General features: G+C 66.5%; 10 protein-coding genes. 7 read left to right on the top strand and 3 right to left on the bottom strand.

The features are described 5' to 3' along the window. Positions 1-12 precede the first annotated feature (12 nt). Together CQ039_RS04395 and CQ039_RS04390 are read left to right on the top strand one after the other, a co-directional pair. Positions 13-504, top strand: a complete 492-nt coding sequence (locus CQ039_RS04395; RefSeq protein ID WP_105563984.1) for a pentapeptide repeat-containing protein — start codon at positions 13-15, stop codon at positions 502-504. A gap of 65 nt (positions 505-569) precedes the next feature. Further along, positions 570-1,472 carry a pentapeptide repeat-containing protein gene (locus CQ039_RS04390; RefSeq protein WP_105563983.1) on the top strand — a complete coding sequence of 301 codons (903 nt, stop codon included), beginning with the start codon at positions 570-572 and terminating at the stop codon, positions 1,470-1,472. Between the two features lie 72 nt (positions 1,473-1,544). Here CQ039_RS04390 and aspS read toward each other — a convergent pair whose 3' ends face one another. After that, on the bottom strand, positions 1,545-3,374 hold the full coding sequence (gene aspS, locus CQ039_RS04385; RefSeq protein ID WP_105563982.1) for an aspartate--tRNA ligase: 1,830 nt from the start codon (positions 3,372-3,374) through the stop codon (positions 1,545-1,547). Between the two features lie 175 nt (positions 3,375-3,549). Here aspS and CQ039_RS04380 point away from each other — a divergent pair, with 175 nt between their 5' ends. Genes CQ039_RS04380 through CQ039_RS04365 form a run of 4 tightly spaced genes read left to right on the top strand, consistent with a single transcriptional unit; the run spans position 3,550 to position 8,390 of the window. Continuing rightward, positions 3,550-4,224, top strand: a complete 675-nt coding sequence (locus CQ039_RS04380) for a DnaA ATPase domain-containing protein (protein ID WP_105564038.1) — start codon at positions 3,550-3,552, stop codon at positions 4,222-4,224. Between the two features lie 51 nt (positions 4,225-4,275). After that, on the top strand, positions 4,276-6,507 hold the full coding sequence (locus CQ039_RS04375; protein ID WP_105564037.1) for an RNA degradosome polyphosphate kinase: 2,232 nt from the start codon (positions 4,276-4,278) through the stop codon (positions 6,505-6,507). Further along, the gene (locus CQ039_RS04370; RefSeq protein ID WP_105563981.1) at positions 6,507-8,009 is read left to right on the top strand and encodes a Ppx/GppA phosphatase family protein; all 1,503 of its coding nucleotides are present in this window, start codon (positions 6,507-6,509) and stop codon (positions 8,007-8,009) included. The genes CQ039_RS04375 and CQ039_RS04370 overlap by 1 nt, the downstream gene beginning before the upstream one ends. Positions 8,010-8,021: 12 nt before the next feature. Next, a complete protein-coding gene (locus CQ039_RS04365; RefSeq protein WP_105563980.1) occupies positions 8,022-8,390 on the top strand; it encodes a VOC family protein in 369 nt (122 codons plus the stop codon). 7 nt (positions 8,391-8,397) lie between these two features. On the opposite strand, the gene rnd is transcribed toward CQ039_RS04365, so the two are convergent. Further along, positions 8,398-9,549, bottom strand: a complete 1,152-nt coding sequence (rnd, locus tag CQ039_RS04360; RefSeq protein WP_105563979.1) for a ribonuclease D — start codon at positions 9,547-9,549, stop codon at positions 8,398-8,400. Positions 9,550-9,630: 81 nt separating this feature from the next. On the opposite strand from rnd, the gene purM reads away from it, so the two are divergent. Then, positions 9,631-10,668 (top strand): phosphoribosylformylglycinamidine cyclo-ligase, encoded by a 1,038-nt coding sequence (gene purM / locus CQ039_RS04355; protein ID WP_105563978.1) that lies wholly within the window; start codon positions 9,631-9,633, stop codon positions 10,666-10,668. Positions 10,669-10,910: 242 nt separating this feature from the next. Here the strand turns inward: purM and CQ039_RS04350 are convergent, their stop codons facing one another. Continuing rightward, positions 10,911-12,503: a S10 family peptidase gene (locus CQ039_RS04350; RefSeq protein WP_105563977.1), complete on the bottom strand. Its 1,593-nt coding sequence runs from the start codon at positions 12,501-12,503 to the stop codon at positions 10,911-10,913. Positions 12,504-12,619 lie beyond the last annotated feature (116 nt).

Genomic DNA, 12,619 nt, shown 5'->3' with positions numbered 1-12,619 from the left:
CGGAGTCTTCGCATGAACCGTCTCGCTATCGCACTCGTCGCCTCGCTGGTCGCCGCTACGGCCCTGCCCGCCGTAGCTCAGAACGCCTCGCAGATCAGCCGCGTCCGCGGCGGCGCCAGCTGCCCCGGCTGCAACCTGTTCCAAGGCGACTTCTCGGGCATGGAGGTGCGCGGCCTCAACCTGGCCGGCGCCCGCCTGCGTCAGGCCGACCTCAGCCTGACCGTCATGAACCGGACCCGGTTCTCGCGCGCCGATATGCGCGATGTGGAAGCCTATGGCGGCGTCTTCTCCGGTTCGAACTTCGCCGGGGCGGACCTGACCAACGCCAGCTTCGTCGGCGCCTATCTGGACGGCTCCACCATGTCCGGCGCCAAGCTCAGCGGAACCAACCTGTCGGGCGCGCAACTGGCGCGGGCGGTCGGCCTGACCCAGGGTCAACTCAACCAGGCCTGCGGCGACGATGCGACCGTCCTGCCGTCGGGCCTGCGCATTCCAGCCTGCTGAAGGTCGCCATCGTTACCGCGATTTAAGTAGGGTTATTCGGGCGATGGGCGCATCTAGGTAGCGTGATGAAACGCCCGCTCGCCCTCCTCCGTCGCCTGGTTCCCGCAGCAGCAGCCGTGTCTGGCGTGCTGGCGGCCGCCCCCGCCTTCGCCGGTGTCGTGACCCTGTCGCAGATGCAGGACCGCGACGTCGCCCGCATGGTTTCTCTGGGCGGCAGTTGCAACCGCTGCGAACTGTCAGGCCGCGACCTGTCCGGCGCCACCTTCACCGGCGCCAGCTTCACCAACGCCACCCTGGTCGGCGCCACCCTGCGCGGGGCCGAATTGGTCGGCTCGAACTTCGCCGGCAGCGACTTCAGCCGCGCCGACATGCGCGGCGTCGAAATGGTCGGCGCCAACTTCCTCGGCAGCACCTTCACCAGCGCCAACCTGACCGGCGCGGAAGCCACCGGCGCCAACCTGATCAACACCAACTTCCAGGACGCCAACCTGTCCTCGGCCGAGTTGAACGGCGTCAACTTCAATCGCGCCGTCTTGATCCGCACCAAGTTCAACAGCAGCGAGATGTTTGGCGCCACCCTGGCCAATGTCCGCGCCGTCGGCGCCGACTTCACCAGCGCCGAAATCAACGCCTCGAACCTGACCAACGGCGTGTTCGACAGGGCCTCGTTCCGCGAAGCCTCCCTGGATAGCGCGCGCCTGACCGGCGCCAGCTTCGACGGCGCCAACTTCTCGGGCGCTTCGATGAGCCGAACTGATATTCGCGGCGCCGACCTGTCCGGCGCACGCGGCCTGACCCAGGACCAGATTCATGAGGCCTGCGGCGACGGCGCGACGCGTCTGCCGGGCGGCCTGACCGTGCGGTCATGCGGCGGCGGCCGCATCCGCGTCATTCGCACGCCGCCGGCTCCTCCTGCGCCTCCCATCCCGCCGCGTCAGCGCAATCTGGTCATCGCCTCCGGCAACTAGGCGCGAACATCCAAAACAAAAAAAGGGCGGCCCGCGAAGGCCGCCCTTTTCAATTCGACTAACGGTCGCCGCCTACTTGAGCGGCAGGGCCGTGCGGATCGACAGTTCCTTCAACTGCTTGTCGGCGGCCTCGGCGGGCGCGCTCATCAGCAGGTCCTGGCCCTGCTGGTTCAGCGGGAAGGCGATGACCTCGCGGATGGCCGTCTGGTTGGCCAGCAGCATGACGATGCGGTCGATGCCGGGGGCCAGGCCGCCGTGCGGCGGAGCGCCGAAGCGGAAGGCGTTCAGCATGCCGCCGAACTGCTCCTCGACCACCGAGGCGTCGTAGCCGGCGATCTCGAAGGCCTTCAGCATGATCTCGGCCTTGTGGTTCCGGATCGCGCCCGAGCACAGCTCATAGCCGTTGCAGACGATGTCGTACTGATAGGCGCGGATGGTCAGCGGGTCCTGGGTCTCCAGGGCCTCCATCCCGCCCTGCGGCATCGAGAAGGGGTTGTGGCTGAAGTCGACCTTCTTCTCTTCTTCCGACCATTCGAACATCGGGAAGTCGACGATCCAGCAGAACTTGAACTGCTCTTCGTCGACCAGCTTCAGCTCCGTGCCCACGCGGGTGCGGGCGAGACCGGCGAACTTGGCGAAGACGGCGGGGTCGCCGGCGGTGAAGAAGGCGGCGTCGCCCTTGCCCAGACCCAAGGAAGCCATCAGGGCCTCGGTCGGCTCCTGCCCCAGGTTCTTGGCGATAGGACCGCCCCAGGCCTGCTGATCGTCCGACCAGAAGATATAGCCCAGACCCGGCTGGCCCTCGCCCTGCGCCCACGAGTTCATACGGTCGCAGAAGGCGCGTGAGCCGCCGGTCGGCGCCGGGATGGCCCAGACCGCATTCTTGGCGTCAGCGCCCAGGATCTTGGCGAACAGACCGAAACCGCCTTCGCGGAAGTGGTCCGAGACGTCCTGCATCTTGATCGGGTTACGCAGGTCCGGCTTGTCCGAGCCATACCACTTCATCGACTGGGCATAGGTCAGGCGCTCGAAGCCCTTGTGCTCGAACGTGTCACCGAAGTCGTTGGTGAAGGTGTGGACGCCGTCGATTGGGGAAACCGGCTTGCCCTCGCCGAACTCGTTGAAGACGCCGTTCATCAGCGGCTCGATGGCGGCGAAGACGTCTTCTTGCGTGACGAAGCTCATCTCGACGTCGAGCTGGTAGAATTCCAGCGAACGGTCGGCGCGCAGGTCTTCATCGCGGAAGCAGGGCGCGATCTGGAAATAGCGGTCGAAGCCCGACACCATCAGCAGTTGCTTGAACTGCTGCGGGGCCTGCGGCAGGGCGTAGAACTTGCCCGGGTGCATGCGCGACGGCACCAGGAAGTCGCGCGCACCCTCGGGCGAGGAGGCCGTCAGGATCGGGGTCTGGTACTCAAGGAAGCCCTGCTCGACCATGCGCTGGCGGATCGAGTGGATCACCTTGGAGCGCAGGACGATGTTCTTGTGCAGGGTCTCGCGACGCAGGTCGAGGAAGCGGTTCTTGAGGCGGATTTCCTCAGGATATTCCGGCTCGCCAAAGACCGGCAGCGGCAGTTCGGCGGCTTCCGACAGGACCTCGACCGACAGGACGCGCACTTCGATCTCGCCGGTCGGCAGGTTGGCGTTGGTGGTTTCGGCCGAGCGGCTGACCACTTCGCCGTCGATCTTGATGACGCTTTCGGCGCGCAGACGCTCAACGGCTTCAAAGCCCGGCGTCTCCGGGTGCAGCACCAGTTGGGTCAGGCCGTAGTGGTCGCGCAGGTCGATGAACAGCAGGCCGCCGTGGTCGCGCTTGCGGTGAACCCAGCCCGACAGGCGAACATTCGAGCCAGCATCCGTCGAACGGAGGGCGCCGCAGGTATGGGTGCGATAGGCGTGCATGATCGGATTTCGTCTGAAAACGGCTGGAGAACAGCGTGAATTAGGAGGGGCGAAAGGCCCATCATCGCCCCGGAAAGTCAAGGCTGGCGGCTAAATCCACAGCGCCGCGCGGTTGTCCACCGCAGCAAGGAACCTGCCCACAGCGCATCCAGCGGCCTCTGCTATGGTTCAATCCATGACCGCACTCGGTTCCGACATCCAGCAACTGCGCCTGCCCCTGCGGCAGGAGGAATCCCAACGCGCGGCTGATTTCGTCGTATCCGAATCCAATTCGGCGGCGACTTCGGTGCTGGCGACCTGGCCCGAGACGCCCGGTTCGGTCCTGTCAATCTTTGGCCCGCGCGGCAGCGGCAAGAGCCATCTGGCCGCCGCCTGGGTCGAGCGCACCGGCGCCGTCGCCCTGCACGGGGCCGAGGCCGCATTGGTCGATCCGCTGGAGCTTGAAGGCCAGATCGTCCTGCTGGACCGCGCCCAGGACGCCGATGACGAGAGCCTGTTCCATCTGATCAACCTGACGCAGTCGGGCGGCGGCGCCCTGCTGCTGGTGTCACGCGACCCGCCGGCGGCCTGGGCCTGCGACCTGCCCGACCTGCGTTCGCGCCTGAACGCCATCCGCACGGTCGGGATCGAGGCGCCCGACGACGCCGTGCTGGGCGCCATGCTGAAACGCGCCTTCGCCACGCGTAACATCATGCCCGGCGACGAGGTCATCGACTATCTGGCCCGCCGTATAGATCGTTCAGCCGACGCGGTTGAACGCATCGTCGATCAACTGGACGCCTATCACCGCCCGGTCACGCGGGTTCTGGCCCGTCAGGTCCTGGGCGATAGCGACGAGATGTCTGACTGATTGCGTCACATCGCGGTTGCAGCCGTCACAGGGCCGCGCGACAACAGTCAAATGACTGAAATCGCGCCCATAGCCGTCGACACCACCGGCGAGGAGGTCCCCTCCTCTCGCGCCCCGCAGTTGGAGCTGTCCGAGGCGCTGATGACCTCGCCCGAGCGCTTCATCAACCGCGAGCTGTCGTGGCTGGCCTTCAACGGGCGCGTGCTGGAAGAAGCCGCCAACGAAGGCCATCCGTTGCTGGAGCGGGTCCGTTTCCTGTCCATCTCCGCCAACAACCTGGACGAGTTCTTCATGACCCGCGTGGCGGGCCTGAAGGGACAGGTGCGCGAGCGCGTCCGCGTCGTCTCGCCGGACGGCCTGACGCCCGCCGAACAGCTGGAACAGGTCAACGCCGCCGCCGGGGGCCTGATGGCCGAGCAGCAGCGCCGCTGGCGCGTCCTGCGCAAGGAAATGGCCGCCGCCGGGATCGAGGTGGTCGAAGGCTCCAAGATCACCCGCACCGAACGCGAGCGGCTGGAACCCGAGTTCCTCAATCAGTTGTTCGCCGTTCTGACGCCGATGGCCATCGACCCGGCCCACCCCTTCCCCTTCCTGCCCAACCTCGGCTTCTCGCTGGCGCTGAAGCTGCGCCGCAACAGCGACAATCGCGTCCTCTACGCCCTGGTGCCGGTGCCGACCCAGGTGCGCCGCTTCTGGGCTCTGGCGACGGACGGCCGCTCGGCGCCGGGGCGCAAGCGCTTCGTTTCGCTGGAAAACCTGCTGCTGCTCTTCATCGACCACCTCTTCCCGGGCTGCGAGATCCTGGAAAAGGGTCTGTTCCGCCTGATCCGCGACTCGGACATTGAGATCGAGGAAGAGGCCGAGGATCTGGTCATGGAGTTCGAGGAGGCGTTGAAGCAGCGCCGCATGGGCTCGGTCGTCCGCATCAAGATCCAAGCCTCCATGCCGGAGGACCTGCGCAACTTCATCATCGCCGAACTGCACGCCCAGCCGCAGGACGTGGTTCTGGTCGAGGGGATGCTGGGACTGGCGCAGCTGGCCGAACTGATCCCCGGCGGCCACCCTGACCTGAAGTTCAAGGGCTATGAGCCCCGCTATCCCGAGCGCGTGCGCGACAACGGCGGCGACATCTTCGCAGCGGTCCGCGAAAAGGACATGCTGATCCACCACCCGTTCGAAAGCTTCGACGTGGTGGTGCAGTTCCTGCGGCAGGCGGCGCGCGATCCCAACGTCATCGCCGTCAAGCAGACCCTGTACCGCACCTCCAAGGACAGCCCCATCGTCGCCGCCCTGATCGAGGCGGCCGAAAACGGCAAGAACGTCACCGCCCTGATCGAGTTGAAGGCGCGCTTTGACGAAGAGGCCAACCTGCGCTGGGCGCGGCAGATGGAACGGGCCGGCGTCCACGTCGTCTTCGGCTTCGTGGAGTACAAGACCCACGCCAAGCTGAGCGTGGTCGTACGGCGCGAGGGCGACGCCTTGCGCACCTACTGCCACTTCGGCACCGGCAACTATCACCCGACGACGGCCAAGATTTACACCGACCTCAGCCTGTTCACCTGCAACCCTGTCCTGGGACAGGATGCGACGCGGGTGTTCAACTACATCACCGGCTATGCCGAGCCCGACGAACTGGAAGCCCTGGTCGTCTCACCGCTGAACATGAAGACCTCCCTGCTGGAGATGATCGGCAAGGAGATGTCGGCCGCCGCCAAGGGCAAGCCCGCCGCCATCTGGGCCAAGATGAACGCCCTGGTCGATCCCGAGATCATCGACGCCCTGTATCGCGCCAGCCAATGGGGCGTGCGTATCGAACTGGTCATTCGCGGAATCTGCTGTCTGCGTCCCGGCGTGCCGGGCCTGTCCGAGAACATCCGGGTCAAGTCCATCGTCGGCCGCTTCCTGGAGCACAGCCGCATCATCGCCTTCGCCAACGGCCACGACCTGCCCAGCAACAAGGCGAGGCTCTACATCTCGTCCGCCGACTGGATGCCGCGCAATCTGGACCGCCGCGTCGAGCTGATGACGCCGATCCTGAACGCCACGGTCCATGATCAGGTCCTGGATCAGATCATGGTCGCCAACCTGAAGGACGACGCCCAGAGCTGGACCCTGGCCGCGGACGGAACCTATCACCGCGTCACGCCCTCCGGTCCTGAACGTCCCTTCTCGGCTCACAAGTATTTCATGACCAATCCCAGCCTGTCGGGCCGCGGCCGCAAGGTGAAGACCCTGCCCGGCGCCCTCTCCTACGCGGGTCTCAAGGCCCGGAAGCGCCGCTGATGGGCGTCGAGGCCGAATATCCGTCGCGTCAGATCGCCGTCATCGACATCGGTTCCAACTCAGTGCGTCTCGTGCTGTACCGGTTGGAAGGCCGGGCGGTCTGGACCATGTTCAACGAGAAGGTCCTGGCCGGGCTGGGGCGTGATCTGGCCGCGACGAAGCGCCTGTCCGTGCCGGGTGTCGCCTCGGCCATGACGGCCCTGCGCCGCTTCGCCGCCGTCATCGAGGGCGTCCAGCCGGACCAGACCATCATCGCCGCCACCGCCGCCGTGCGTGAAGCCGAAGACGGCGCCGAATTCTGCGCCCGGGTTGCGGCCGAAACCGGTCTTCAGGTCCGCGTCCTCAGCGGCGAGGAAGAAGCCCGCTATTCGGCGCTAGGCGTCTTGGCTGGCGCGCCGAGATCACACGGCGTGGCCGCCGACATGGGCGGCGCCAGCCTGGAGCTGACCCGTATCGGCAACGGCGGCCGTAGCCGCCCGCTGGACAAGGGCGTGACCCTGCCGCTGGGCCCGTTCGCCCTGATCGATCCCAAGGGGTTCGAGGTTGATCGCCTACGGTCACGTATCGCCAAGCGACTGGCTCCCGTGGCCGAGGCCTACGCGACAACCGATCTGCACGCCGTTGGCGGCGCCTGGCGCAGCCTGGCTCAGATGCACATGTCCATGACCGACCATCCGCTGAGGATCGTCCACGAATACGCCATGAGCGCCGCCGACGCGCGGGATCTGGCTCGTCTGGTGGCGCGTCAGTCCAAGGCCTCGCTGGAGAAGCTGCCGGGCGTGTCCAAGCGCCGGGCCGAGACCCTGCCCTACGCCGCCCTGGTGCTGGACGGCCTCATCGACGCGCTCGGCCTGAAATCCATCACCTTCTCGGCCTGGGGCGTGCGCGAGGGCCTGCTCTACGCCGGCCTGTCGCCCGAGATGGCGGCGGTGGACCCCCTGCTGGCCGGCTGTTCGGCCTGGGGCGGCCGTCAGGGCGTGGATCCGGCCCTGCCGCGCGCGCTGGACGGCTGGCTGCAACCCGTCGTCTCGGCCATGCCCGAGGCCTTTGGCGAGGAGCGCGACGCCCTGTTGACCGCCTCGGTCTGTCGTCTGGCCGACCTCGGCGCGCGACTGCACCCGGACCACCGCGTCGATCTGGTCTTTGATCAGGTGCTGCGCTCGCCCATTCCGGGCCAGACCCATGCCGAACGCGCCTTCCTGGCCGTGGCCATGAACGCCCGCTATGGCGGCGAGGCCAAGACGCCCTCGCCGAACGTGGTGGACCGCCTGCTGCCCCTATCAGGCCAGAAGCGCGCCCGCGCCCTGGGCCTGGCCATGCGACTGGCCTGCGACCTGTCGGGACGCTCGCCGCAACTCCTGGCCAACGCCGCCGCCACCGTCGAAAAAGGCGCGCTACGCATTACAGCGGCCGAGGGTTACGCCGACATGCTGCTGGGCGAACAGACCCGCCGTCGCGCCAAGGCCCTGGCTGAGGCCATGAACCTGACCCTGAAAATCTAGAGGAACGATCCCATGCCCGTGACCGGAATCGGCGGCTTCTTCTTCCGCTCCAAGGACACCAAGGCCCTGGCTGAGTGGTATCTGACGCATCTCGGCGTCGGCGCGCCTGAGGGCGTCTGGATCTGGAACCAGCAGGCGGGACCGACGGTCTTCGCCCCGTTCAAGGAAGACAGCGACTATTTCGCCGTCGACCACCGCTGGATGCTGAATCTGCGGGTCGAGGGTCTGGACGAGCTGATTGCCTCGCTGAAAGCGGCCGGGATCGAGGTCATCACCAAGGCCGAATGGGACGCTACCCCCGAGATCGGACGCTTTGCGCGCATCCATGACCCCGAGGGCAATCCGATCGAGCTGTGGGAGCCGGCGTCGCCGCCGGCCTAGCCCCGAACTAGCCTTCGATTTCGACGACTTCGACCCGCGAGCCGTTCAGCACCAGGGCGATCTCGCCCTTCTTCAGCTTCAGGGCGTCGTCGCCGAACAGCTGACGACGCCAGCCCTTCATGGCTTCGACGTCGGCGTTGTCGTCATTGGCGATCTTTTCCAGATCGGCCACGTTGGCGATCAGCTTGGTGGCCACGCCGGCGTTGTCGCTCTTGGCCTTCAGCAGCACCTTCAGCAGTTCCACCACCGAGGGCGGGGCCGGCTGGCTGTGGGCCGGGCGTTCCAGCTTGGGCGCGTGCGCCTCCGGGTCGGCCAGGACGCGCTTCAACTCGCCAGCCAGTTCCAGACCCAGGCGCGAACCGCCGAAGCCCTTGGGCACCGAGCGCAGACGATTGAAAGCCTCGGGGTCGGTCGGGGCCTGGACGGCGATCTCGTCGATGCCCTCGTCCTTCAGGATACGGCCGCGCGGCTGATCGCGTTCCTGCGCCGCGCGCTCGCGCCAGACGGCGGTGGCGACGAAGGCGGCCAGATATTTGGCGCTGAACTTCTTGGGCTTCAGACGCTTCCACGCATTCTCGGGCGTGGTGTCATAGAGGGCCGGATCGGTCAGGGCGCCCATTTCGGACATGACCCAGTCCAGACGGCCTTCCTTCTGCAGGCGATCGCGCAGCTTGGGATAGAGCGCAGCCAGATGGGTCACGTCGCCCAGGGCATAGACCAGTTGCGCCTCGCTGAGCGGACGACGCGCCCAGTCGGTGAAGCGACTGCCCTTGTCGAGTTCCTGGCGCAGCATCTGGCGCACCAGCTGCTCATAGCTGACCTGATCGCCGAAGCCGGCGGCCATGGCCGCGACCTGGGTGTCGAACATCGGCTTGGGCATGGCGCCCAGACGGTTGAAGATTTCCACGTCCTGTCGAGCCGCGTGGAAGACCTTGATGATCGATTCGTCGCGCAGCAGGGCGAGGAAGGGCTCCAGGTCCAGATCCTCGGCCATCGGGTCGATGATCGCGGCGTCCGTGGGCGAAGCGGCCTGGATCAGGCACAGCTTGGGCCAGTAGGTCGTCTCGCGCATGAATTCGGTGTCGACTGTGATGAACGGGGCCTTGGCCAGGCGTTCGCAGAAGTCGATTAGCGCGTCATTGGTGGTGATTGGCGTCATTCCGATGCTATAGCCCCGCGCGACGCCGTCGTGGCAAGAGCGCTGCGACAGATTTTCGCCCCCGATTTCGAGCCGTGACCGATGAGCGACACCCCCGAAGCCCTGAAAAACGGCCTCACCTACGCCGATGCGGGCGTGGATATCGACGCCGGAGAAATGTTGGTCGATGCGATCAAACCCCTCGCCAAGTCGACGCGCCGCCCCGGCGCCGAGGCTTCGCTGGGCGGATTCGGCGCCCTGTTCGACCTGAAGGCCGCCGGTTTTGAAGACCCGCTGATCGTCACCACCACGGACGGCGTGGGCACCAAGCTGAAAATCGCCATCGAAACCGGCCGTCATGACGGCGTGGGCGTCGACCTGGTCGCCATGTGCGTCAACGACCTGCTGGCGCAAGGCGCCGAGCCGCTGATGTTCCTGGACTACTACGCCACGGGCAAGCTGGACGTGGACGCCGCGCGCCGCGTCGTCGCCGGCATCGCCGAGGGCTGCCGTCAGTCGGGCAGCGCCCTGGTCGGCGGCGAGACGGCCGAAATGCCGGGTATGTATTCGGGTGGCGACTATGACCTGGCCGGCTTCTCGGTCGGCGCGGTCGAGCGCGGCCAGGTCCTGCCCTATCTGGACCAGCAGAAGGCCGGCGACATCATCATCGGCCTGGCCTCCTCGGGTCCGCACTCGAACGGCTATTCGCTGATCCGCAAGGTGGTCGAGAAGTCCGGCCTGGCCTGGGGCGACGACGCCCCCTTCGCCAAGGACTGCTCGCTGGCCCAGGCCCTGATGGAGCCGACCCGCATCTATGTGAAGCCGGTCCTGCCGCTGATGAAGGCCGGCCTGATCAAGGGCGCGGCCCACATCACGGGCGGCGGTCTGATCGAAAATCCGCCGCGCTGCATCGCCGAGGGCCTGCAGGCCGCCTTCGACTGGAACGCCTGGGCCATGCCGCCCGTCTTCCAATGGCTGGGTCAGGTCGGCGGCATTTCCGACCACGAACTGCGCCGCACCTTCAACTGCGGCGTCGGCTTCATGCTGATCGTCTCGCCCGAGAACGCCGAGCCGGTCCTGGCCGCCCTGCTGAACGCGGGCGAGGACGCCTTCGTCTGCGGCCAGCTCGAAGCCGCCTGAGCGCCTCGCGCCTGAAACGACAAAGGCCCCGGTCTCGCAACCGGGGCCTTTTTCTTTGACTGAATTTCCCTGCCTCTCCCCGCCGTCATTCCGGGGCGCGTAGCGAACCCGGAACCCAGGCGGTTGAACCTTCGCCGCCCTTGCCATTTGAAGCAGACGTCTGGGCCCCGGATCGCCCCTTCGGGGCGTCCGGGGTGACCGCAGAGGAAGCACCCGTCGGGATGAGCGGGAGAATAGATTTCTTACCGAACCCCGCCGTTCTGGGTCTCGTCGTAGAACTTGGCCAGATCGACGTGCAGTTGCTCCAGCGCCTTGCGGCTCGTGTACATCATGTGCCCGCCCTCATAGTAGGTGAACTCTAGGTTCTGGCGCAGCCTGGGTTCCAGCATCATCTGGGCCAGGTCGTATTCGGTCGAGAAGAAGGGCGTGGCGGCGTCGTAATAGCCGTTCAGCGCCAACACCTTCAGATGCGGGTTGCGCCGCATGGTCGTCGCCAGGTCCACCGCCGTGTTCGGCGTGGTCTGCGGACCGCCGACCGGCGGGCGGTGGCTCCAGTTCCAATTAAAGCCCGGCAGGCCGCGCGCCGACTGACGATAGTCCATGTCGGTGCGGTAGTTCAGCGTATTGGCGATGTAGTCGTTGAAGACGCCAAAATAGGCCCCAGTGATGGCGCTGCTGGACGGGTCTTCCTCGGGCGAACCGCCCACGGCATCGGCGTCCATGCCCAGATAGCGAGTGTCCAGGCGGCCGATGGTCTCGCGGCGGTCCCGCAGCAGCTCCTTGCGGAACGGCGACAGCTCGACCCGCAGGTTGGCGTTGTCGATGAAGGTCGGCGAGACGCCGATCAGTTCGCTCATCTGCTGGGCGATCTGGGCGCGCTCGGCGTCCGAGATCATGTGGCCCTTGGCCAGGGCCGCCGCATAGGGGCCCATGGCGAAGTCGCGCGCCCGTTGGACGTGCTCCTCAACCGTAGCCGGGCGGTTCGGCACCTTGTTGTGATACCAGGCCGTCGCCGCATAGGTCGGCAGCAGGGTGATGAAGTTCTGGGCATAGCCCGGCTGGCGCACGCCATAGTTCATGATCGACGACAGCAGGATGACGCCATTCAGCGACATGCCCCGGTCTTCCAGCTGATGCGCCACAGCGCCGGTGCGCAAGGTGCCGTAGCTTTCGCCCAGCACGTATTTGGGGCTGGACCAGCGGTTGAACTTGCTCGTGTAGCGCATGATGGCGCGGGTGAAGGCGTCCGCGTCCTGATCCACGCCCCAGAAAGCCGAACCGGGCGTCTCGGCCAGCGGACGCGAATAGCCGGCGCCAACCATGTCGATGAAGACCAGATCGGTCTTGTCCAGCAGGGTCATGTCATTGGGGCCGACATTGAACGGGGCCGGACGCTCGACCACCGGATCGTCCGTCAGCACCCGCACAGGGCCAAAGGCGCCCATGTGCAGCCAGACCGTCGGCGAGCCCGGTCCGCCGTTATAGAGATAGGTCACCGGACGCCGCCCGACCGGCTGACCGTCCAGGGTGTAGGCCACATAGAACAGGCTGGCTGTCGGCATCCCCGCGTCGTCACGGATCGTCAGGGTGCCTGCCGTCGCCTTGTAGCGCATGGCGCGGCCGTGGGCGGTGATCGAATGGCTGGTCGTCACCTCCTTCTCTTCCGGCGTGGCGCGCGCCCAGTTGCGCTCAACCTGCTCGGCGTTGGCGTTGCGCAGTCGATCCGAAGCCGAACGGATCGGGCCGGAGCCGCCGCTGGATGCTTCCTGGGCCACGGCGACCATCGGCGCGGCAAGCAGCGCCGTCGCGCAGACGGCGGTAAGCAGATGACGCATTGTGAACTCCCCCTCACGCACCGGACAGCCCGGCGCCGGGACGCTAACGCCAAGCCGGTCTATCCGGCAACGGACTTTGTAACGTTGCGGGCTTGCCAAGAGACGCCGACGGCCGC

It is taken from the genome of Brevundimonas sp. MYb52, from assembly GCF_002979535.1.
GTDB lineage: Bacteria > Pseudomonadota > Alphaproteobacteria > Caulobacterales > Caulobacteraceae > Brevundimonas.
This window is presented reverse-complemented; position numbering and strand designations above follow the sequence as displayed.

What these genes read in the sequence shown, in the direction of transcription:
- CQ039_RS04365 (WP_105563980.1), top strand. Translation starts at nt 8,022, where the DNA reads ATGCCCGTGACCGGAATCGGCGGCTTCTTCTTCCGCTCCAAGGACACC.
- CQ039_RS04350 (WP_105563977.1), bottom strand. Translation starts at nt 12,503, where the DNA reads ATGCGTCATCTGCTTACCGCCGTCTGCGCGACGGCGCTGCTTGCCGCG.
- CQ039_RS04395 (WP_105563984.1), top strand. Translation starts at nt 13, where the DNA reads ATGAACCGTCTCGCTATCGCACTCGTCGCCTCGCTGGTCGCCGCTACG.
- CQ039_RS04375 (WP_105564037.1), top strand. Translation starts at nt 4,276, where the DNA reads ATGACTGAAATCGCGCCCATAGCCGTCGACACCACCGGCGAGGAGGTC.
- CQ039_RS04380 (WP_105564038.1), top strand. Translation starts at nt 3,550, where the DNA reads ATGACCGCACTCGGTTCCGACATCCAGCAACTGCGCCTGCCCCTGCGG.
- CQ039_RS04390 (WP_105563983.1), top strand. Translation starts at nt 570, where the DNA reads ATGAAACGCCCGCTCGCCCTCCTCCGTCGCCTGGTTCCCGCAGCAGCA.
- purM (WP_105563978.1), top strand. Translation starts at nt 9,631, where the DNA reads ATGAGCGACACCCCCGAAGCCCTGAAAAACGGCCTCACCTACGCCGAT.
- rnd (WP_105563979.1), bottom strand. Translation starts at nt 9,549, where the DNA reads ATGACGCCAATCACCACCAATGACGCGCTAATCGACTTCTGCGAACGC.
- aspS (WP_105563982.1), bottom strand. Translation starts at nt 3,374, where the DNA reads ATGCACGCCTATCGCACCCATACCTGCGGCGCCCTCCGTTCGACGGAT.
- CQ039_RS04370 (WP_105563981.1), top strand. Translation starts at nt 6,507, where the DNA reads ATGGGCGTCGAGGCCGAATATCCGTCGCGTCAGATCGCCGTCATCGAC.